Consider the following 21117-nt stretch of genomic DNA (forward strand, 5'->3'; position numbering starts at 1 on the left):
AATGCGGTGTGTCAGATGACATGTTCGTCAACTGACACACCGCATTCGCGAGCAAGCCCGCTCCCACAGTGGGATTTGCGTCAGGCGTTGGGTTACTCGGCTATCTGCAACTTGCGCGACTCGGTGTACACGTAGCGCACCTTTTCATATTCGAACGGCGTGTTCAGTTGGCCGTAGCGGAAACTGGTCTGGTAGCGCTTGTCCACGCCGCGCAGGAGCAAGAGCTCCGGGTGGTTGGAGCTGACTTCCGAGACGTTCAGGAAGTTGATTGCCGATTCAGCGGTGTAGTCCACCAACAGTCCCGAGGTGTCGCGCAGGTTCGAGGGGCCGAAGATCGGCAACACGAAATACGCGCCGCCCGGCACGCCGTAGAAGCCCAAGGTCTGACCGAAATCTTCGCTCTGGCGCGGCAGGCCCATGGCGGTGGCCGGGTCCCACAGGCCGGCGATGCCGACGGTGGTGTTGAGCAACAGGCGCGCCGTGGTTTCCATCGAACGCTTGCCCTTGAATTGCAGCAGGCTGTTCATCAGGTTCGGCACGTCTCCCAGGTTATTGAAGAAATTGCTGACCCCGGTGCGCACGAAGCCGGGGGTGATGTAGCGATAACCATCGACCACGGGCAGGAAGACCCATTGGTCGAAGCGGTAGTTGAAGTGATAGACCCGGCGGTTCCACGATTCCAGCGGGTCATAGACGTTCAATGCGTTAAGGGTCGAACGCTCGAACTCGCGTTGGTCCAGCCCCGGGTTGAACTTGAGCTTGGTCAGCGGTTCCTTGAAACCGTCCGAATCCACCACCACAGGTGCATCGGCCTTGCTGTTGTCGGCCTGGACCATGCCCGCACTGATTAACGCAGCGATAAGCAGCAGATATTTAGCCACGGAAAAACTCCAGCATGGCGTCGCTGTTGACGCGGTAATTAAGGTTGCCGCAGTGGCCGCCCAGTGGATAAACCGTCAGGCGATCGCCAAAGGTCTTGCGCAGGAAGCCCAGGTCGCCCGGGCCGAGAATGACGTCGTCGGCGTTGTGCATGACCGAAATCTTCGGGCTGGCCTGCAAATAATCCTTCAGTGCGTACAGGCTGACCTGGTCGACCAGTTGCAGCAGGCTGCCGCCGTCGGTGCGCGCGCGCCACATCGGGATCACCTGCTCGGTGAGGTAGCAGTCGAAATCGCATTGCAGCGCGCGCTTGAGAAATGGCGTCAGGCTGGTGCTTTCGGTGATCGGGAATTTCGGCGGGATGATCAGGCCGCGACGGTTGATCAGGTCCGAGGTGAAGGCGATGTCGGCCGCCGAGAAACGGAACGAGGTGCCGATCAACATCGCCATTTGCTCGTTGCTCAGGTGTTGCTTGGACTGCTGGAAGTCATACAGCAACGCATCGTTGAGGTCGATGTAGCCTTTTTGCTGGAAGTAGCGGGTCAGCTTGTTCAACACCAGTTCATAAAAAGTCGTGGTGCTGTTGATGCCCTTGACCTCGGTCTGGACCAATTTGTCCAGGTTGGTGATCGAGGTGTAGAGGTTCACCGGCGGGTTCAGCAGCAGCACCTTCTTGAAATTGAAGCTGCGCCGGGTTTCGTCCAGGTGGGCGACGAAGGCCGCGTCCAGGGCGCCGAGGCTGTAGCCGGTGAGGTAGTACTCGGTGACGGGGACTTTCGGGTTCTGGGCGCGTACCGCCTGCATCACCCGGTACATGTCTTCGGCGTCTTCCTTCGTGATGCCCGGCGTGGCGAAGCGCGAAGCGGCACTCATGAAGTCGAAGCTGGTGGGCGAGGACAACTGCACCACGTGGTAGCCGGCCTTGTAGTAGAGGCGCTTGAGGTACTCGTTGAGGGTGCTGTCGTAGCGGGCACCGGTGCCGGCGATCAGGAAAATCAGCGGCGCGGGTTTGTCCTGGGTGGCCATGCGGTAGGTGAGGCTTTTTACCGGCCAGAAGTTGTCCGGCAGGATGAACTCGCGTTCCGGGCGCAGGGTCAGGCTGTGGTCCGCCTGATTGATGTCTTCGATCAGTGGCAGCTCCGGACGCAGGTCCGGCGGCGTGGTGGCGATGGTCGCCTCGAACGGGTTGGTCAAGGGGTAGCCATAGCTGGCGGCGTCAATATCTGCCGCCAGCGCGGACGCACTCAGGATAAGGCCGCCGAGGAGGGCAGCGAAGCGCAAGGAACGGAGCATGACTAGATCCCTTAGAGGAAGGTGCCGAATGAGGTTCGCAGCCTATGACCACCGAAGCGGAGCCAAGTGCCATGACAGGCACAAAACAGGCACGGACGGGGCGCGATAGTAGCGGGACGATACACGGTCACGCGCAGTGGCGGCTAGTTATCTGGTATTTACTGTATTTCGTCTGCAAACCTCACTGGGAGGGGCGCCAATTGCGCGAAATCATTAGCTGGCGTTCTGATGTCGTTTCTCGTTGCTTCGACGTCGCAGGCAGAGCAGGTTCCGGAGCGGCACAGGTTGATGATCGATCCTGTCAGTACTCCACTGGCGTTCAGACCGGTTTGAGGGCGAGCGTGATGGGGGCGCTGAGCATCATAACTATACGTTGACGCCGCCCGGCATCCGTCGGGCGCAGCACTTTCGGGGAAGTAACGATGAAGATGCGACGACTCTTGGGCGCAGGTGCCGCACTGGTACTGGCCATCAGTTCCACCTTGGCCAGCGCCGAAACCAAAACCCTGAGCATCGGTTACGTTGACGGCTGGTCCGACAGCGTCGCGACCACCCACGTGGCCGCCGAAGTGATCAAGCAGAAACTCGGTTATGACGTGAAGCTGCAAGCGGTCGCGACCGGGATCATGTGGCAAGGCGTGGCCACCGGCAAACTCGACGCGATGCTCTCGGCCTGGCTGCCGGTGACTCACGGCGACTATTGGACCAAGAACAAGGACAACGTGGTCGATTACGGCCCCAACTTCAAGGATGCCAAGATCGGCCTGATCGTGCCGGAGTACGTCAAGGCCAAGTCGCTCGAGGATCTCAAGACAGACGACTCGTTCAAGAAGCGCATCGTCGGCATCGACGCCGGTTCAGGCGTGATGATCAAGACCGAGCAGGCGATCAAGGATTACGACCTGACCGGTTATCAACTCAAGGCCAGTTCCGGCGCCGGCATGATCGCCGAGCTGACCCGTGCCGAGAAGAAAAACGAATCCATCGCCGTTACCGGTTGGGTGCCGCACTGGATGTTCGCCAAGTGGAAACTGCGTTTCCTGGAAGACCCGAAAGGCGTCTACGGCGCGGCTGAGACTGTAAACAGCATCGGCAGCAAGGAACTGGGGACCAAGGCGCCAGAAGTGGCGGAATTCCTGAAGAAGTTCCAGTGGGCTTCGAAGGACGAGATCGGCGAGGTCATGCTGGCCATCCAGGAAGGCGCCAAGCCGGACGCTGCTGCCAAGGATTGGGTCGCCAAGCACCCGGACCGCGTGAAGGAGTGGACCGGCAAGTAATCGGCCTGGTTTGACTGTTCCGAAAACCGCATGACGTTGTGTCATGCGGTTTTTTTGTGCCCGCAGATCCTTAGTCTTGCACAAAACCCTGGGGGAGCGGGCTTGCTCGCGAATGCGGTGGGTCAGTCAACCATGTGTTGACTGACCCACCGCATTCGCGAGCAAGCCCGCTCCCACAGGTTGGGCTGCGCAAATGTTCGGGAAGCACACTTAGCCGTCATGTCGTTCTAATACTAAGGTCGTCTGGAACCTGGCCTGGAGCCGCATAGAGTAGAGCTGTTCCAAATAAATCTGTGCTGCGAGGATAAAAACAATGAACGACAGCATTTACCTCTCGATTCAAAACAGCCCGCGCTTCAAGGAGCTGGTGAAGAAACGAGAAAGGTTCGCCTGGATTCTCTCGGCGATCATGCTTGGGCTGTATTCCGGCTTCATTCTTCTGATCGCCTACGGGCCGCATATTCTCGGGGCCAAGATGAGCCCTGGGGCCACCATCACTTGGGGTATCCCCATCGGGGTCGGCCTGATTCTCTCGGCCTTCGTCCTGACCGGTATCTACGTACGGCGCGCCAACGGCGAGTTCGACGACCTGAACAATGCGATTCTCAAGGAGGCTCAGCAATGATCCGGCGTCTACTGGCTCTATTGAGCGTCGCAGCGTTCGCACCGGGCGCCTGGGCGGCTGATGCCCTGACCGGTGCCGTGCAGAAACAACCCCTCAACGTCGCCGCTATCCTGATGTTCGTGGCCTTTGTCGGCGCGACGCTATACATCACCTACTGGGCGTCCAAGAAAAACAATTCGGCGGCCGACTACTATGCGGCCGGCGGCAAGATCACCGGCTTCCAGAACGGCCTGGCAATCGCGGGCGACTACATGTCGGCGGCGTCCTTCCTGGGCATTTCCGCGCTGGTGTTCACCTCCGGCTACGATGGCCTGATCTACTCCATCGGCTTCCTGGTGGGCTGGCCGATCATTCTGTTCCTGATCGCCGAACGCCTGCGCAACCTGGGTAAATACACCTTTGCCGACGTGGCGTCCTATCGCCTCGGGCAAACCCAGATCCGCAGTCTGTCCGCCTGCGGCTCGCTGGTGGTGGTGGCGTTCTACCTGATCGCGCAAATGGTCGGTGCCGGCAAGCTGATTCAGCTGCTGTTCGGCCTGGACTACCACGTCGCGGTGATCCTGGTGGGTATCCTGATGTGCCTCTACGTGTTGTTCGGCGGCATGCTGGCCACCACCTGGGTGCAGATCATCAAGGCGGTGCTGTTGCTGTCGGGTGCTTCGTTCATGGCCCTGATGGTCATGAAGCATGTCAACTTTGACTTCAACATGTTGTTTGCCGAAGCGGTCAAGGTCCACCCTAAAGGCGAGGCGATCATGAGCCCCGGCGGCCTGGTGAAGGATCCGATCTCGGCCTTCTCCCTCGGCTTGGCGCTGATGTTCGGCACCGCTGGCCTGCCACACATCCTGATGCGCTTCTTCACCGTGAGCGACGCCAAGGAAGCGCGCAAGAGCGTGCTGTATGCCACTGGCTTCATCGGCTACTTCTACATCCTGACCTTCATCATCGGCTTCGGCGCGATCCTGTTGGTCAGCACCAACCCGGCCTTCAAGGACGCGGCAGGTGCCTTGCTGGGCGGCAACAACATGGCGGCGGTGCACCTGTCCAACGCAGTGGGCGGCAGCATCTTCCTGGGCTTCATCTCGGCGGTGGCGTTCGCGACCATCCTGGCGGTAGTAGCGGGCCTGACCCTGGCCGGTGCCTCGGCGGTGTCCCATGACCTGTATGCCAGCGTGATCAAGAAAGGCAAGGCCAACGAGAAGGATGAGATTCGGGTCTCGAAAATCACCACCATCTGTCTGGCGGTGCTGGCGATCGGCCTGGGCATCCTGTTCGAGAAGCAGAACATCGCGTTCATGGTGGGCCTGGCGTTCTCCATCGCGGCGAGCTGCAACTTCCCGGTACTACTGCTTTCGATGTACTGGAAGAAACTGACCACCCGTGGCGCGATGATCGGCGGCTGGCTGGGCCTGGTCAGTGCCGTGGGCCTGATGGTCCTCGGCCCGACCATCTGGGTGCAGATCATGGGTCACGAGAAGGCGATCTTCCCGTACGAATACCCAGCGCTGTTCTCGATGGCCATTGCGTTCGTCGGCATCTGGTTCTTCTCCATCACCGACAAATCGGCTGAAGGCGTCAACGAGCGGGCGCTGTTCTTCCCGCAGTTCGTGCGTTCGCAGACTGGTTTGGGGGCGAGTGGGGCGGTTAGTCACTGATGTAGAGACAAGTGCTTGAAGAAATACCCTGGTCGAGAGGCTGGGGTATTTTTTTGCATGTGATATTGCGTGGTCTGTGAGGGCGCTTTCGCGAGCAAGCCCGCTCCCACACTGGATCTGTGTACGACGCAAATCCCCTGTGGGAGCGGGCTTGCTCGCGAAGGCGTCAGACCAGTCACCGCGGATGTAAAAGAGGGCATAAAACAAAACAGCCCCTGCTCTTATATAAGAAGCAGGGGCTGTTCCGGTAACGCTTGGGACCTAGCGCAAGGCAGGTCTTACTTGCGATCTTCCAGCTGGGTAATGTCACGCGACTCGTAGCCGGTGTACAACTGGCGCGGGCGGCCGATCTTGTACGGGCTGGAGAGCATTTCCTTCCAGTGGGAGATCCAGCCCACGGTCCGCGCCAGGGCGAAGATCACGGTGAACATGCTGGTTGGAATGCCGATCGCCTTGAGGATGATCCCCGAGTAGAAGTCGACGTTCGGGTACAGCGAGCGCTCGATGAAGTACGGGTCGGTCAGGGCGATCTCTTCCAGGCGCATGGCCAGTTCGAGTTGCGGATCGTTCTTGATCCCCAGTTCCTTGAGCACTTCGTCGCAAGTCTGCTTCATCACGGTGGCGCGTGGGTCGCGGTTCTTGTAGACCCGGTGACCGAAGCCCATCAGCTTGAACGGATCGTTCTTGTCCTTGGCCTTGGCGATGAACTTGTCGATGTTCGAGACATCGCCGATTTCATCGAGCATGGTCAGTACCGCTTCGTTGGCACCGCCGTGGGCCGGGCCCCAGAGCGCGGCGATACCGGCGGCGATACAGGCGAACGGGTTGGCACCCGACGAGCCGGCCAGGCGCACGGTGGACGTGGAGGCGTTCTGCTCGTGGTCGGCATGGAGGATGAAGATCCGGTCCATGGCCTTGGCGAGCACCGGGCTGATCGGTTTGATCTCGCACGGGGTGTTGAACATCATATGCAGGAAGTTCTCTGCATAGGTCAGGTCGTTGCGCGGGTACATCATGGGCTGGCCCATGGAGTACTTGTAGACCATGGCTGCCAGGGTCGGCATCTTCGCCACCAGGCGGATCGCGGAGATTTCGCGATGCTGGGGGTTATTGATGTCCAGGGAGTCGTGGTAGAAGGCGGAGAGGGCACCGACGACGCCGCACATGACGGCCATCGGGTGGGCATCGCGACGGAAACCGTTGAAGAAGGTCTTCAACTGTTCGTGAACCATGGTGTGGTTCTTCACCGTGCTGACGAACTGGGCCTTTTGCTCTGCGGTTGGCAGCTCGCCGTTGAGCAGCAGGTAGCAGGTTTCCAGGTAGTCCGATTTTTCAGCCAGTTGCTCGATCGGGTAGCCGCGGTGCAGCAGGATGCCGTTGTCGCCATCGATGTAGGTGATTTTCGACTCGCACGAGGCGGTCGACATGAAACCTGGGTCAAAGGTGAAACGGCCCGTGGCCGTCAGGCCCCGTACGTCGATTACATCGGGACCAACGGTGCCGGTTAAAATGGGCAGCTCGACGGGGGCTGCGCCCTCGATGATCAACTGCGCTTTTTTGTCAGCCATGTGGCCTCCTATTAATGCTTGGAATCATCAGACAGACCCCCCACGCAGGGCCCGCACCACTATAGTGAGATAAATCCGAATGTCAATTTGCCTAAAGTCTTGCTCCAGAAGGCTTTAACCGGACTTTTTCCGCGAAATTGCCTGCCGTTTACGCCTTTTGCGCCATATGTGCAATGCGCTATTAGGGGAAGGTGAACGCGTTGTCATTAGTAGCCTAACTGTCTATACTCGGCCACCGACCGCCAGGGGCTTTTGGGCCTGCTTTCTTGGGGGTCGTCACTCCCTGGGTGGTGAGTACCTGACCAGTGCGCGCCCCAACAACTTTGCCCTGATTGTTAGGGGCTCTTCAGTGTGAAAAAAAAGCCGTGAAAAGCCAACGACCTGTAAACCTAGACCTAAGGACCATCAAACTCCCAGTCACTGCTTACACGTCCATTCTTCACCGTATTTCCGGTGTCATCCTCTTCGTCAGCCTGGCCATCATGCTTTATGCATTGGACAAGTCGCTCGATTCGGAAGAAGGCTTCGGTCAGGTGAAGGCGTGTCTGACCAGTCCGCTAGCCAAGCTAGTGATTTGGGGCATCCTGTCCGCCTTGCTGTATCACTTGGTTGCCGGTGTGCGCCACTTGATCATGGACATGGGCATCGGTGAGACGCTGGAAGGCGGCAAGCTGGGCTCGAAAATCATTATCGCCGTGTCTGCGGTGCTGATCGTTCTGGCAGGAGTCTGGATATGGTAACCAACGTCACGAACCTTTCGCGTTCGGGCCTCTACGACTGGATGGCCCAGCGTGTGTCTGCGGTCGTTCTCGCGGCTTACTTCATTTTCCTGATCGGATATGTCGTGGCAAACCCTGGCATTGGCTATGCCCAATGGCATGAACTGTTCGCAAACAACTGGATGCGTATCTTCAGTCTGCTGGCACTTGTCGCACTGGGCGCCCACGCCTGGGTCGGCATGTGGACCATCGCGACCGACTACCTGACGCAAATGGCGTTCGGCAAGTCGGCGACTGCCGTACGTTTCCTCTTCCAGGCGGTATGCGGCGTTGCGATGTTCGCTTACTTCGTCTGGGGTGTGCAGATTCTCTGGGGTATCTGATTCATGGCTAACATTCCAACGATTTCTTTCGACGCCATCATCATTGGTGGTGGCGGTGCCGGCATGCGCGCGGCGCTGCAACTGGCGCAGGGCGGTCACAAGACTGCCGTGATCACCAAGGTTTTCCCGACGCGCTCGCACACCGTTTCCGCCCAGGGTGGCATCACCTGCGCCATCGCTTCGGCCGACCCGAACGATGACTGGCGCTGGCACATGTACGATACCGTCAAGGGTTCCGACTACATCGGTGACCAGGACGCTATCGAATACATGTGTCAGGAAGGCCCGGCCGCGGTGTTCGAGCTGGACCACATGGGCATGCCGTTCTCCCGTACCGAGCAAGGTCGTATCTACCAGCGTCCGTTCGGCGGGCAGTCCAAGGACTACGGCAAGGGCGGCCAGGCTGCGCGTACTTGCGCGGCGTCCGACCGTACCGGTCACGCACTGCTGCACACCCTGTACCAGGGCAACCTGAAGGCCGGTACCACGTTCCTGAACGAGTACTACGCGGTTGACCTGGTGAAGAACCAGGACGGCGCCTTCGTCGGTGTGATCGCGATCTGCATCGAAACCGGCGAAACCACCTACATCCGCGCCAAGGCCACCGTACTGGCGACCGGCGGTGCGGGCCGTATCTACGCATCCACCACCAATGCCCTGATCAACACCGGTGACGGCGTCGGCATGGCCCTGCGTGCTGGCGTGCCGGTACAAGACATCGAAATGTGGCAGTTCCACCCGACCGGCATCGCCGGCGCCGGTGTACTGGTGACCGAAGGTTGCCGTGGTGAAGGTGGTTACCTGATCAACAAGCACGGCGAGCGTTTCATGGAACGTTATGCGCCGAACGCCAAGGACCTTGCCGGTCGTGACGTCGTGGCTCGTTCGATGGTTAAAGAGATCATCGCCGGCAACGGCTGTGGCCCGAACGGCGACCACGTGATGCTCAAGCTCGATCACCTGGGCGAGGAAGTGCTGCACAGCCGCCTGCCAGGGATCTGCGAACTGTCCAAGACCTTCGCTCACGTCGATCCGGTCGTCGCGCCGGTTCCAGTGGTTCCAACCTGCCACTATATGATGGGCGGCGTTGCCACCAACATCCACGGCCAGGCGATCACCCAGAACGGCGAAGGCGTGGACGAAATCATCCCTGGCCTGTTCGCGGTGGGTGAAGTGGCTTGCGTATCGGTCCACGGTGCCAACCGCCTGGGCGGCAACTCGCTGCTCGACCTGGTGGTCTTCGGTCGTGCTGCCGGCCTGCACCTGGAGAAGGCGCTGTCCGACGGTATCGAGTATGACGATGCCACCGACGCCAACATCGAAGCCGCCCTGGCGCGTCTGTCCGCTCTGAACGAGCGTACCGAAGGCGAAGACGTGGCAACCCTGCGTCGCGAGTTGCAAAACTGCATGCAGAACTACTTCGGTGTGTTCCGTACTGGCGAATACATGCAGAAGGGTATCGCCCAGCTGGCGCAATTGCGTGAACGAATCGCCAACGTGAAGATCAACGATAAGTCGCAGGCGTTCAACACTGCCCGTATCGAAGCGCTGGAATTGCAGAACCTGCTGGAAGTGGCCGAAGCCACCGCCATCGCCGCAGAAGTGCGTAAAGAGTCCCGTGGCGCCCACGCCCGCGAAGACTTCGAAGACCGTGACGACGAAAACTGGCTGTGCCACACCTTGTACTTCCCGGGTGAAAAACGCGTCGCCAAGCGTGCCGTGAACTTCTCGCCGAAGACTGTTCCGACTTTCGAACCAAAAGTCCGGACTTATTAAGGGTGACCGCTATGTTGCAAGTCAGTGTTTATCGCTACAACCCTGATCAGGACGCTGCGCCGTTCATGCAGGACTTCCAGGTCGACACCGGTGGTAAAGACCTGATGGTGCTGGACGTGCTGGCCCTGATCAAAGAGCAGGACGAGGGTTTCTCCTATCGTCGCTCTTGCCGCGAGGGCGTTTGCGGCTCCGACGGCATGAACATCAACGGCAAGAACGGCCTGGCCTGCATCACGCCGTTGTCGGCCGTGGTCAAGGGCAACAAGCTGGTGGTGCGTCCGTTGCCAGGTTTGCCGGTTATCCGTGACCTGGTCGTCGATATGAGCATCTTCTACAAGCAATACGAGAAGGTGAAGCCATTCCTGCAGAACGACACGCCGGCTCCGGCCATCGAGCGTCTGCAGTCTCCGGAAGAGCGTGAGAAGCTCGACGGTCTGTACGAGTGCATCCTGTGCGCTTGCTGCTCGACCTCGTGCCCATCGTTCTGGTGGAACCCGGACAAGTTCCTGGGCCCGGCCGCCCTGCTGCAAGCGTATCGCTTCCTGGCAGACAGCCGTGACACCAAGACGTCCGAGCGTCTGGCTTCGCTGGATGACCCGTTCAGCGTATTCCGCTGCCGCGGGATCATGAACTGCGTCAACGTCTGTCCGAAAGGCCTGAACCCGACTAAGGCCATCGGTCACATTCGTAACATGCTGCTGCAAAGCGGCGTGTGATTCAGCTGCTGTACCCGTAGGACCGTTGTACCCGTAAAGGCCAGGGCGCGGGCTTCAACCCGCGTCATGGCTATAACCAGAACAGCCGCTTACAAAGCGGCGGTTCTTATTTTGAAGAAATGAGACAAGCAGGGGCATCCGGGCTGGTACCCGGACTATCAGCGTGATCCTAAGTGGCTTGTTTTAGTCGCTGCACTCGGACTTCTGCAAGTTTGCTCGGTGTTTTCGCCGGTGGTGTTCCCCTAATCGAGGGTGACCAAGCATGCAAGAAAGCGTGATGCAGCGCATGTGGAACAGTGCCCACCTCTCCGGTGGTAACGCTGCCTATGTGGAAGAGCTCTACGAGCTCTACCTGCACGACCCTAACGCTGTGCCAGAAGAATGGCGCACCTACTTTCAGAAGTTGCCCGCTGACGGTAACTCTGCCACCGATGTTTCGCACTCGACGATTCGCGATCATTTCGTGCTGCTGGCAAAGAACCAGCGCCGCGCTCAACCGGTGTCTGCCGGCAGCGTGAGCTCCGAGCACGAGAAGAAGCAAGTTGAAGTGCTGCGACTGATCCAGGCCTACCGGATGCGTGGCCACCAGGCAGCCCAGCTTGACCCGCTGGGGCTGTGGCAGCGTCCTGCACCTGCAGACCTGTCGATCACTCACTACGGCTTGACCAATGCCGACCTTGATACGACCTTCCGTGCCGGCGACCTGTTCATCGGCAAAGAGGAAGCGAGCCTACGCGAAATTCACGAAGCGTTGCAGCAGACATATTGCCGCACCATCGGCGCTGAATTTACGCACATCACCGATTCCGAGCAGCGCCAGTGGTTCCAGCAGCGTCTGGAAAGCGTTCGTGGCCGTCCGACGTACTCCGCCGACATCAAGAGCCACTTGCTCGAGCGCGTCACCGCCGGTGAAGGCCTGGAAAAATACCTGGGTACCAAATACCCGGGCACCAAGCGTTTCGGCCTGGAAGGCGGCGAAAGCCTGATTCCGATGCTCGACGAGCTGATCCAGCGTTCCGGTTCCTACGGCACCAAGGAAGTCGTCATCGGCATGGCCCACCGTGGCCGCCTGAACGTTCTGGTCAACACCTTCGGCAAGAACCCGCGCGAGCTGTTCGACGAGTTCGAAGGCAAGAAGAAGGTCGAGCTGGGCTCCGGTGACGTGAAATACCACCAGGGCTTCTCGTCCAACGTGATGACCACCGGCGGCGAAGTCCACCTGGCCATGGCCTTCAACCCGTCCCACCTGGAAATCGTTTCCCCGGTGGTCGAGGGTTCGGTCCGTGCCCGCCAGGATCGTCGCAACGATCCGACCGGCGAGAAGGTGCTGCCGATCTCCATCCACGGTGACGCGGCATTCGCCGGTCAAGGCGTGGTCATGGAAACCTTCCAGATGTCGCAGACCCGCGGTTTCAAGACCGGCGGCACCGTGCACATCGTGATCAACAACCAGGTCGGTTTCACCATCAGCAACCCGCTGGACTCGCGCTCCACCGAGTACGCAACCGACGTCGCGAAAATGATCCAGGCGCCGATTCTCCATGTGAATGGCGATGACCCGGAAGCCGTGCTGTTCGTGACCCAGTTGGCCATCGACTACCGCATGCAATACAAGCGCGACGTGGTGATCGACCTGGTCTGCTACCGTCGTCGCGGTCACAACGAGGCCGACGAGCCAAGCGGCACCCAGCCGCTGATGTACCAGCAGATCGCCAAGCAGCGCACCACCCGTGAGCTGTATGCCGAGCGCCTGACCCAGAGCGGCGTGCTGGATGCCGGCCGCGTCCAGGAAAAAGTCGATGAATATCGCAACGCCCTGGATAACGGCCTGCACGTGGTAAAAAGCCTGGTCAAGGAACCGAACAAGGAACTGTTCGTGGACTGGCGTCCGTACCTGGGCCACGCCTGGACCGCGCGTCACGACACGCGTTTCGACCTCAAGACCCTGCAGGAATTGTCAGCCAAGCTGCTGGAAATCCCGGAAGGCTTCGTGGTCCAGCGCCAGGTTGCGAAAATCTACGAAGACCGGCAGAAGATGCAAGCCGGTGGCCTGCCGATCAACTGGGGTTACGCCGAAACCATGGCGTACGCGACCCTGGCGTTCGAAGGTCACCCGATTCGCATCACCGGCCAGGACGTAGGCCGCGGCACTTTCTCGCACCGCCACGCGGCGCTGCACAACCAGAAAGACGCCAGCACCTACATCCCGTTGCAACACCTGTACAAGGGCCAGCCACGTTTCGACCTGTACGATTCGCTGCTGTCCGAAGAAGCCGTCCTGGCGTTCGAATATGGCTATTCCACCACCGAGCCAAATGCCCTGGTGATCTGGGAAGCGCAGTTCGGCGACTTCGCCAACGGTGCCCAGGTGGTTGTCGACCAGTTCATCACCAGCGGCGAGCACAAGTGGGGCCGTCTCTGCGGTCTGACCATGCTGTTGCCACACGGTTATGAAGGGCAGGGGCCGGAGCACTCTTCGGCACGTCTGGAGCGTTACCTGCAACTGTGTGCCGAGCACAACGTCCAGGTTTGCGTACCGACGACTCCGGCGCAGATCTACCACCTGCTGCGTCGTCAGGTCATCCGTCCGCTGCGCAAGCCGCTGATCGTGCTGACACCGAAGTCGCTGCTGCGTCACAAACTGGCGATCTCCACGCTCGAGGATCTGGCCGAAGGCTCGTTCCAGACGGTCATTTCGGAAATCGACACCCTGGACGCGGCGAAGGTCACTCGCCTGGTCATGTGCAGCGGCAAGGTCTACTACGACCTGCTGGAAAAACGTCGTGCCGAAGGCCGCGAAGACATCGCCATCGTGCGTATCGAGCAGCTTTACCCGTTCCCGGAAGAAGACCTGATGGAGGCCATCGCGCCTTACACCAACCTCACCCATGTGGTGTGGTGTCAGGAAGAGCCGATGAACCAAGGCGCGTGGTACAGCAGCCAGCATCACCTGCGTCGCAGCATCGGCAACCATAACAAGGCCCTGGGCCTGGAATATGCCGGCCGTGATGCTTCTGCTGCACCTGCGTGTGGTTATGCGTCGATGCACGCCGAGCAGCAGGAAAAACTGCTGCAAGATGCCTTCACTGTTTAACGCCTTCGCGCTGACTGAAACCGAATTTTAAGGACCCACAGATAATGGCTATCGAAATCAAAGCCCCGTCATTCCCGGAATCGGTTGCCGATGGCACCGTTGCCACCTGGCACAAGAAACCAGGCGAGGCCGTCAAGCGTGACGACCTGATCGTCGACATCGAGACCGACAAGGTCGTGCTGGAAGTATTGGCCGAAGCTGACGGCGTGCTGGGCGCAATCATTGCCGAGGAAGGCGCTACCGTTCTGTCGAACCAGGTCCTGGGCTCGATCGAAGAGGGCGGCGCTGCTGCTGCCGCTCCAGCCGCCGCTGCTGCACCGGCTGCCGCTCAGGCAGCTGCGCCTGCTGCTTCGGGCGAAGACGATCCAGTCGCCGCGCCTGCTGCTCGCAAGTTGGCTGAAGAGAATGGCATCAACATCGCTTCCGTTGCCGGCACTGGCAAGGGCGGTCGTGTGACCAAGGAAGACGTGGTGGCAGCCGTTGCCGCCAAGAAAGCCGCGCCAGCCGCCGCGCCTGCCAAGCCTGCCGCACCTGCCGCCGCCGCTCCGGTGTTCGCTGCCGGTGATCGCGTTGAAAAACGCGTTCCGATGACCCGCGTTCGCGCCACCGTGGCCAAGCGTCTGGTTGAAGCCCAGTCGAACATGGCGATGCTGACCACCTTCAACGAAGTCGACATGACCGAAGTCATGGCGCTGCGTTCGAAGTACAAGGACCTGTTCGAGAAGTCCCACAACGGCGTACGCCTGGGCTTCATGTCGTTCTTCGTCAAGGCTGCCACCGAAGCGCTGAAACGCTTCCCGGCCGTCAACGCGTCGATCGACGGTTCCGACATCGTCTACCACGGCTACGCCGACATCGGTGTCGCGGTCTCCAGCGACCGTGGCCTGGTGGTTCCGGTACTGCGCAATGCCGAACTGATGAGCCTGGCCGAAATCGAAGGCGGCATCGCCACCTTCGGCAAGAAGGCCCGTGACGGCAAGCTGTCCATCGAAGAGATGACCGGCGGTACGTTCACCATCACCAACGGTGGTACATTCGGTTCGATGATGTCGACCCCGATCGTCAACCCGCCGCAAGCGGCTATCCTGGGCATGCACAACATCCTGCAGCGTCCGATGGCGATCAACGGTCAGGTCGTGATTCGTCCGATGATGTACCTGGCTCTGTCCTACGATCACCGCCTGATCGACGGCAAAGAAGCCGTGACGTTCCTGGTCACCATCAAGAACCTGCTTGAAGATCCGGCTCGTCTGCTGCTGGATATCTGATTTTCGCCGCGAGGGCCGGTCTGTCGACCGGCCTCTTGCTGAAACAACCGGTTTCGTCCCTCGACGGTCACCCCCAGTGATCGTCCGGTTTGATTCGAAAAGGAATGACTCATGACTCAGAAATTCGACGTGGTAGTGATTGGTGCGGGCCCTGGCGGCTACGTAGCGGCCATCAAGGCTGCGCAACTGGGCCTCTCCACTGCCTGCATCGAGAAATACACCGACAAGGAAGGCAAACAGGCCTTGGGCGGTACTTGCCTGAACGTCGGTTGCATTCCGTCCAAGGCGCTGCTGGACAGCTCCTGGAAATACAAGGAAGCGAAAGAAAGCTTCAACGTTCACGGTATCTCTACCGGTGAAGTGAAGATGGACGTCGCCGCGATGGTTGGCCGCAAGGCTGGCATCGTCAAGAACCTGACCAGCGGTGTCGCCACCCTGTTCAAGGCCAACGGCGTGACCTCCATCGAAGGCCACGGCAAGCTGCTGCTGGGCAAGAAAGTCGAAGTGACCAAGCCAGACGGCTCGGTTGAAGTGATCGAAGCCGAAAACGTCATCCTGGCACCCGGCTCGCGTCCAATCGACATTCCACCGGCTCCGGTCGACCAGAATGTGATCGTCGACTCCACCGGCGCCCTGGAATTCCAGACCGTGCCAAAACGCCTGGGCGTGATCGGCGCTGGCGTGATCGGCCTCGAGCTGGGTTCGGTATGGTCGCGCCTGGGCGCTGAAGTGACCGTGCTCGAAGCCCTCGACACCTTCCTGATGGCCGCTGACACCGCGGTATCCAAGGAAGCGCTGAAAACCCTGACCAAACAGGGCCTGGACATCAAGCTGGGCGCTCGCGTGACCGGTTCGAAGGTCAACGGCGAAGAAGTCGTGGTGACCTACACCGACGCCAAGGGCGAGCAGACCATCACCTTCGACAAGCTGATCGTTGCGGTCGGCCGTCGTCCGGTGACCACCGACCTGCTGGCTGCCGACAGCGGCGTGGAAATCGACGAGCGCGGCTTCATCGCGGTCGATGACCATTGCGCTACCGCCGTACCGGGCGTGTTCGCCATCGGTGACGTGGTTCGCGGCATGATGCTGGCCCACAAGGCATCCGAAGAAGGCATCATGGTTGTCGAGCGCATCAAGGGCCACAAAGCCCAGATGAACTACGACCTGATCCCTTCGGTTATCTACACCCACCCGGAAATCGCATGGGTTGGCAAGACCGAGCAGGCCTTGAAAGCCGAAGGCGTTGAAGTTAACGTCGGCACCTTCCCGTTCGCCGCCAGTGGCCGTGCCATGGCAGCCAACGATACCGGTGGTTTCGTGAAAGTCATCGCCGATGCCAAGACGGATCGCGTATTGGGCGTTCACGTCATTGGCCCAAGCGCTGCCGAGCTGGTACAGCAAGGCGCGATCGGCATGGAATTCGGCACCAGCGCTGAAGATCTGGGCATGATGGTCTTCTCCCATCCGACCCTGTCCGAAGCCTTGCACGAAGCGGCCCTGGCCGTAAATGGCGGCGCCATCCACGTGGCCAACCGCAAGAAGCGTTAATAGACAATAAGAAACCACGGCGGTATGGCCCGTCGTGAGCCTTGCGAGCAAGACTCACCGCGGAATATCCGCTGGACGCAGCCTTGCGTAGCGACACCGGTTCACCGGAACGCTACGCAAGCAGCAGTCACAGGTGGTGCGGCACCAGAACGGTGCAGCACCGAATGCGCAGTACCTAACGAAGACGGTAATAAGCATGAATCTTCACGAGTATCAGGGTAAGCAGCTGTTCGCTGAGTACGGCCTGCCAGTATCCACCGGCTACGCGGTAGACACCCCGGAAGCGGCAGCAGAAGCTTGCGACAAAATCGGCGGCAGCGAATGGGTTGTCAAAGCCCAGGTTCACGCCGGTGGTCGCGGTAAAGCGGGCGGCGTCAAGCTGGTTCGCAGCAAAGAAGACGCCAAAGCCTTCGCACAGCAGTGGCTGGGCAAGCGTCTGGTGACTTACCAGACTGACGCCAACGGCCAGCCAGTCACCAAGATCCTGGTTGAATCGTGCACTGATATCGCTAAAGAGCTGTACCTGGGCGCTGTCGTTGACCGTTCGAGCCGCCGCATCGTGTTCATGGCATCCACCGAAGGTGGCGTGGACATCGAGAAAATCGCTCACGATACCCCTGAGAAAATCCTCAAGGCCACCATCGATCCACTGGTTGGCGCACAGCCATTCCAGGGTCGCGAGCTTGCATTCCAGCTGGGTCTGGAAGGCAAGCAGGTCACTCAGTTCGCCAAGATCTTCGTAGGCCTGGCCAAGCTGTTCCAGGACCACGACCTGGCCCTGCTGGAAGTGAACCCGCTGGTGATCAAGGCCGACGGCGACCTGCACTGCCTCGATGCCAAGATCAACATCGACGCCAACGCCATGTACCGTCAGCCTAAGCTGAAGACTTTCCACGATCCGTCGCAAGACGATCCGCGCGAAGCGCACGCTGCCAAGTTCGAACTGAACTACGTAGCCCTGGAAGGCAACATCGGCTGCATGGTCAACGGTGCCGGCCTGGCCATGGGTACCATGGACATCGTCAACCTGCATGGCGGCAAGCCAGCCAACTTCCTCGACGTGGGCGGCGGTGCTACCAAGGAACGTGTTACCGAAGCGTTCAAGATCATCCTGTCCGACACCAACGTCGCTGCAGTACTGGTCAACATCTTCGGCGGCATCGTTCGCTGCGACATGATTGCCGAAGGCATCATCGGCGCCGTGAAAGAAGTCGGCGTGAAAATCCCGGTTGTTGTTCGCCTTGAAGGCAACAACGCTGAGCTGGGCGCTAAAGTACTGGCAGAAAGCGGTTTGAACATCATCGCTGCTACCAGCCTGACCGACGCTGCTCAACAAGTCGTTAAAGCTGCGGAGGGCAAATAATGAGCGTCCTGATCAACAAAGACACCAAGGTTATCTGCCAGGGCATTACCGGTTCGCAAGGTAGTTTCCACACCCAGCAAGCCCTGGAATACGGCACCAAGATGGTTGGCGGCGTAACTCCGGGCAAAGGCGGCACCGAGCACCTGGGCCTGCCCGTGTTCAACACCGTGAAAGACGCTGTAGCCGCCACTGGCGCCACTGCCAGCGTGATCTACGTTCCAGCACCTTTCTGCAAGGACTCCATCCTTGAAGCAGCGTTCGGCGGCATCAAGCTGATCGTCTGCATCACCGAAGGCATCCCGACCATCGACATGCTGGAAGCCAAGGTCAAGTGCGACGAGCTGGGTATCACCCTGATCGGCCCTAACTGCCCAGGCGTGATCACTCCGGGCGAATGCAAGATCGGCATCATGCCAGGTCACATTCACTTGCCAGGCAAGGTCGGTATCGTGTCCCGTTCCGGCACCCTGACCTACGAAGCCGTGAAGCAGACCACTGACGCCGGTTTCGGTCAGTCGACTTGCGTCGGCATCGGCGGTGACCCGATCCCAGGCTCGAACTTCATCGACATCCTGAAGCTGTTCCAGGAAGACCCGAAGACCGAAGCGATCGTCATGATCGGTGAGATCGGCGGTTCGGCTGAAGAAGAAGCGGCTGCCTACATCAAGGCCAACGTGACCAAGCCGGTTGTTTCCTACATTGCTGGTGTGACTGCTCCTCCGGGCAAGCGCATGGGCCATGCTGGCGCAATCATCTCTGGCGGCAAAGGCACTGCAGACGAGAAGTTCGCTGCGCTGCAAGACGCAGGCGTAAAAACCGTGCGTTCGCTGGCAGACATCGGCAAGGCCCTGGCCGAGCTGACTGGCTGGGAAATGAAGAAGTAAGCTTCGGCTGACCTTTTCGTTCCAGCAACAAAGGCCACCTCCGGGTGGCCTTTGTCGTTTCTGGCCGACTGTACAGCCGTTTTACTTGGGAAATGTAGGGAGGTCCTTGTGGCGAGGGAGCTTGCTCCCGCTCGGCTGCGAAGCAGTCGTAAACCAGGCTGCGCCGTCTTACCTGAATAGATCCGGTTTGCCTGTATTGGGGCTGCTGCGCAGCCCAGCGGGAGCAAGCTCCCTCGCCACAAAGGCATGAGCGCATTGCATTGTGGGAGCGAGCTTGCTCGCGATGACGGAATTACAGTCGTCAACCATTTAGATGCAAAAACGCGACACAGGGAGCGTCGTGCATCGGATAGTTTGCCCCTTTACAGTGCGTTTTATCGCCAAATTCGTTAGGCTAGCAGCCATTTTTGCGATCGCTGCCCAAAAGGAAGCGCCGCGCTAAACGGGTCGGTCCCATACGGATCGGCAGCATTTCCCTCTACCCTCGGGGAAATCCCTCTCTAAATTCCGATTCAGTAGTGTGGTTTCCTTAATGAAAGTGTTGAAAGGCCAGGACATCCTGGCGCTTGGTTTCATGACATTTGCCCTGTTCGTCGGGGCTGGCAACATCATCTTCCCGCCTATCGTCGGTTTGCAGTCCGGGCCCCATGTCTGGATGGCGGCGCTGGGCTTCTTGATCACCGCGGTCGGGCTGCCGGTCATCACGGTCGTTGCGTTGGCCAAGGTCGGTGGCGCGATGGATGCCCTGAGCAGCCCCATCGGCAAAATCGCCGGTGGGTTGCTGGCGGCGGTGTGCTACCTGGCTGTCGGCCCGCTGTTCGCCACGCCACGTACCGCCACCGTTTCGTTCGAAGTCGGCTTGGCGCCTCTGACCGGTGAAAGCCCGCTGGCGCTGTTCCTCTACAGCGCGGTGTATTTCCTGCTGGTGTTTTTCATCTCGCTCTACCCGGGCCGCCTGCTGGACACCGTCGGACGTTTCCTTGCTCCCCTGAAGATCATCGCCCTGGCCGTGCTCGGCATCGCTGCGTTTGCCTTGCCGGCCGGCGATATCGGCGTGGCCACGCCTGAATACGTGGCGGCGCCGTTTTCCCAAGGCTTCATCAATGGCTACCTGACCATGGATACCCTGGGCGCCTTGGTGTTCGGCATTGTCATCGTCAATGCGATCCGCTCCCGGGGCGTCGAGTCACCGGCCCTGATCACCCGTTACGCGATCATCGCCGGGCTGATTGCCGGCGTGGGTCTGGCGCTGGTCTACGTCAGCCTGTTCCGCCTGGGTTCGGGCAGCCATGAAGTGGCCGCGGGCGCAACCAATGGCGCCGCGGTGCTGCACGCCTATGTGCAACACACCTTCGGCAGCCTGGGCAGCGGTTTCCTGGCGGTGCTGATTTCCCTGGCGTGCCTGGTGACCGCGGTCGGCCTGACCTGCGCCTGCGCCGAGTACTTCAGCCGCGTGTTGCCGCTGTCCTACAAGACCTTGGTGGTGATCCTGGCGGCCTTTTCGCTGCTGGTGTCCAACCTGGGCCTGACCAAGCTGATCGCGTTCTCGATTCCGGTCCTCACCGCGATCTACCCACCGTGCATCGCCCTGGTGGCCCTGAGCTTCTGCAAGGATTTCTGGCACGAGCAGGGGCGCATCGTTGGCCCGGTGATGCTGGTGTCGTTCCTGTTTGGCCTGATCGATGCGCTCAAGGGCGCGGGGCTGGCGGACTGGATGCCGACGCAGCTGGCTCACTTGCCGCTGAGCGAGCAAGGCCTGGCCTGGCTGGTGCCTTCGGTGATGACCCTGGCGGTCGCGGTGGTGTGTGATCGCCTGCTGGGCAAGCGCAGCGAAGCGTTGGCGTAAGCGACAACAGGCAGATCCACCGGCAAGAACCGAAATGCCCCGTATCAATCGATACGGGGCATTTTTTTTGGGCGGCAGTGTCTTTTTCCGTGGGTAAACGTCGAAGCAGTGTCTTGAAAAACCTGCAGAACCCTGTGGGAGCGGGCTTGCTCGCGAATGCGGTGTACCAGCTACAAATATGCCGTTTGACACACCGCATTCGCGAGCAAGCCCGCTCCCACAG

16 protein-coding genes are annotated in these 21117 nt (G+C 59.8%); 13 read left to right on the top strand and 3 right to left on the bottom strand.

All coding sequences use genetic code 11. The annotated features are described in order from the left end of the window. Nucleotides 1-92 precede the first annotated feature (92 nt). Both HU767_RS22095 and HU767_RS22100 read right to left on the bottom strand, forming a co-directional pair. Nucleotides 93-881 (bottom strand): VacJ family lipoprotein, encoded by a 789-nt coding sequence (locus HU767_RS22095; protein ID WP_186708152.1) that lies wholly within the window; start codon nucleotides 879-881, stop codon nucleotides 93-95. Next, nucleotides 874-2172, bottom strand: a complete 1299-nt coding sequence (locus HU767_RS22100) for a serine/threonine protein kinase (RefSeq protein ID WP_186708150.1) — start codon at nucleotides 2170-2172, stop codon at nucleotides 874-876. Before HU767_RS22100 ends, HU767_RS22095 begins: the two co-directional genes overlap by 8 nt. Before the next feature lie 422 nt (nucleotides 2173-2594). Between HU767_RS22100 and HU767_RS22105 the strand changes: the two genes are divergently transcribed. The 3 genes from HU767_RS22105 (at nucleotide 2595) to HU767_RS22115 (ending at nucleotide 5729) form a co-directional block, all read left to right on the top strand. Continuing rightward, nucleotides 2595-3449, top strand: a complete 855-nt coding sequence (locus HU767_RS22105; RefSeq protein ID WP_186708148.1) for a glycine betaine ABC transporter substrate-binding protein — start codon at nucleotides 2595-2597, stop codon at nucleotides 3447-3449. A gap of 313 nt (nucleotides 3450-3762) precedes the next feature. Continuing rightward, nucleotides 3763-4074, top strand: a complete 312-nt coding sequence (locus HU767_RS22110) for a DUF485 domain-containing protein (RefSeq protein ID WP_186708146.1) — start codon at nucleotides 3763-3765, stop codon at nucleotides 4072-4074. After that, complete coding sequence (locus tag HU767_RS22115; RefSeq protein ID WP_186708144.1) at nucleotides 4071-5729, top strand: cation acetate symporter; 1659 nt, start codon at nucleotides 4071-4073, stop codon at nucleotides 5727-5729. The genes HU767_RS22110 and HU767_RS22115 overlap by 4 nt, the downstream gene beginning before the upstream one ends. Nucleotides 5730-6007: 278 nt before the next feature. Here HU767_RS22115 and gltA read toward each other — a convergent pair whose 3' ends face one another. Next, nucleotides 6008-7297, bottom strand: a complete 1290-nt coding sequence (gene gltA / locus HU767_RS22120) for a citrate synthase (protein ID WP_003204440.1) — start codon at nucleotides 7295-7297, stop codon at nucleotides 6008-6010. A 365-nt stretch (nucleotides 7298-7662) separates the two neighbouring features. Between gltA and sdhC the strand changes: the two genes are divergently transcribed. From sdhC to brnQ, 10 genes are all read left to right on the top strand, one after another. Further along, nucleotides 7663-8037, top strand: a complete 375-nt coding sequence (gene sdhC, locus HU767_RS22125) for a succinate dehydrogenase, cytochrome b556 subunit (RefSeq protein ID WP_003179220.1) — start codon at nucleotides 7663-7665, stop codon at nucleotides 8035-8037. After that, nucleotides 8031-8399 (top strand): succinate dehydrogenase, hydrophobic membrane anchor protein, encoded by a 369-nt coding sequence (gene sdhD / locus HU767_RS22130; protein WP_030138327.1) that lies wholly within the window; start codon nucleotides 8031-8033, stop codon nucleotides 8397-8399. Before sdhC ends, sdhD begins: the two co-directional genes overlap by 7 nt. A gap of 3 nt (nucleotides 8400-8402) precedes the next feature. Next, nucleotides 8403-10175 (top strand): succinate dehydrogenase flavoprotein subunit, encoded by a 1773-nt coding sequence (sdhA, locus tag HU767_RS22135; protein WP_053123969.1) that lies wholly within the window; start codon nucleotides 8403-8405, stop codon nucleotides 10173-10175. 11 nt (nucleotides 10176-10186) lie between these two features. Continuing rightward, nucleotides 10187-10891, top strand: a complete 705-nt coding sequence (locus tag HU767_RS22140; RefSeq protein WP_053123967.1) for a succinate dehydrogenase iron-sulfur subunit — start codon at nucleotides 10187-10189, stop codon at nucleotides 10889-10891. 262 nt (nucleotides 10892-11153) lie between these two features. Continuing rightward, complete coding sequence (locus HU767_RS22145; RefSeq protein WP_186730470.1) at nucleotides 11154-13985, top strand: 2-oxoglutarate dehydrogenase E1 component; 2832 nt, start codon at nucleotides 11154-11156, stop codon at nucleotides 13983-13985. Nucleotides 13986-14029: 44 nt separating this feature from the next. Beyond that, on the top strand, nucleotides 14030-15253 hold the full coding sequence (odhB, locus tag HU767_RS22150) for a 2-oxoglutarate dehydrogenase complex dihydrolipoyllysine-residue succinyltransferase (RefSeq protein ID WP_186730471.1): 1224 nt from the start codon (nucleotides 14030-14032) through the stop codon (nucleotides 15251-15253). Between the two features lie 111 nt (nucleotides 15254-15364). Continuing rightward, the gene (gene lpdA / locus HU767_RS22155; protein ID WP_186708138.1) at nucleotides 15365-16801 is read left to right on the top strand and encodes a dihydrolipoyl dehydrogenase; all 1437 of its coding nucleotides are present in this window, start codon (nucleotides 15365-15367) and stop codon (nucleotides 16799-16801) included. A 196-nt stretch (nucleotides 16802-16997) separates the two neighbouring features. Further along, complete coding sequence (gene sucC, locus HU767_RS22160) at nucleotides 16998-18164, top strand: ADP-forming succinate--CoA ligase subunit beta (protein ID WP_003179235.1); 1167 nt, start codon at nucleotides 16998-17000, stop codon at nucleotides 18162-18164. Further along, on the top strand, nucleotides 18164-19048 hold the full coding sequence (gene sucD, locus HU767_RS22165; RefSeq protein ID WP_014339581.1) for a succinate--CoA ligase subunit alpha: 885 nt from the start codon (nucleotides 18164-18166) through the stop codon (nucleotides 19046-19048). Before sucC ends, sucD begins: the two co-directional genes overlap by 1 nt. A gap of 532 nt (nucleotides 19049-19580) precedes the next feature. Beyond that, complete coding sequence (gene brnQ / locus HU767_RS22170; protein ID WP_053123957.1) at nucleotides 19581-20894, top strand: branched-chain amino acid transport system II carrier protein; 1314 nt, start codon at nucleotides 19581-19583, stop codon at nucleotides 20892-20894. Nucleotides 20895-21117 lie beyond the last annotated feature (223 nt).

It is taken from the genome of Pseudomonas sp. SWRI179 (assembly GCF_014268705.1).
Lineage (GTDB): Bacteria > Pseudomonadota > Gammaproteobacteria > Pseudomonadales > Pseudomonadaceae > Aquipseudomonas > Aquipseudomonas zanjanensis.

What these genes read in the sequence shown, in the direction of transcription:
- HU767_RS22100 (WP_186708150.1), bottom strand. Translation starts at nt 2,172, where the DNA reads ATGCTCCGTTCCTTGCGCTTCGCTGCCCTCCTCGGCGGCCTTATCCTG.
- HU767_RS22105 (WP_186708148.1), top strand. Translation starts at nt 2,595, where the DNA reads ATGAAGATGCGACGACTCTTGGGCGCAGGTGCCGCACTGGTACTGGCC.
- HU767_RS22110 (WP_186708146.1), top strand. Translation starts at nt 3,763, where the DNA reads ATGAACGACAGCATTTACCTCTCGATTCAAAACAGCCCGCGCTTCAAG.
- HU767_RS22115 (WP_186708144.1), top strand. Translation starts at nt 4,071, where the DNA reads ATGATCCGGCGTCTACTGGCTCTATTGAGCGTCGCAGCGTTCGCACCG.
- gltA (WP_003204440.1), bottom strand. Translation starts at nt 7,297, where the DNA reads ATGGCTGACAAAAAAGCGCAGTTGATCATCGAGGGCGCAGCCCCCGTC.
- sdhD (WP_030138327.1), top strand. Translation starts at nt 8,031, where the DNA reads ATGGTAACCAACGTCACGAACCTTTCGCGTTCGGGCCTCTACGACTGG.
- sdhA (WP_053123969.1), top strand. Translation starts at nt 8,403, where the DNA reads ATGGCTAACATTCCAACGATTTCTTTCGACGCCATCATCATTGGTGGT.
- HU767_RS22140 (WP_053123967.1), top strand. Translation starts at nt 10,187, where the DNA reads ATGTTGCAAGTCAGTGTTTATCGCTACAACCCTGATCAGGACGCTGCG.
- HU767_RS22145 (WP_186730470.1), top strand. Translation starts at nt 11,154, where the DNA reads ATGCAAGAAAGCGTGATGCAGCGCATGTGGAACAGTGCCCACCTCTCC.
- odhB (WP_186730471.1), top strand. Translation starts at nt 14,030, where the DNA reads ATGGCTATCGAAATCAAAGCCCCGTCATTCCCGGAATCGGTTGCCGAT.
- lpdA (WP_186708138.1), top strand. Translation starts at nt 15,365, where the DNA reads ATGACTCAGAAATTCGACGTGGTAGTGATTGGTGCGGGCCCTGGCGGC.
- sucC (WP_003179235.1), top strand. Translation starts at nt 16,998, where the DNA reads ATGAATCTTCACGAGTATCAGGGTAAGCAGCTGTTCGCTGAGTACGGC.
- sucD (WP_014339581.1), top strand. Translation starts at nt 18,164, where the DNA reads ATGAGCGTCCTGATCAACAAAGACACCAAGGTTATCTGCCAGGGCATT.
- brnQ (WP_053123957.1), top strand. Translation starts at nt 19,581, where the DNA reads ATGAAAGTGTTGAAAGGCCAGGACATCCTGGCGCTTGGTTTCATGACA.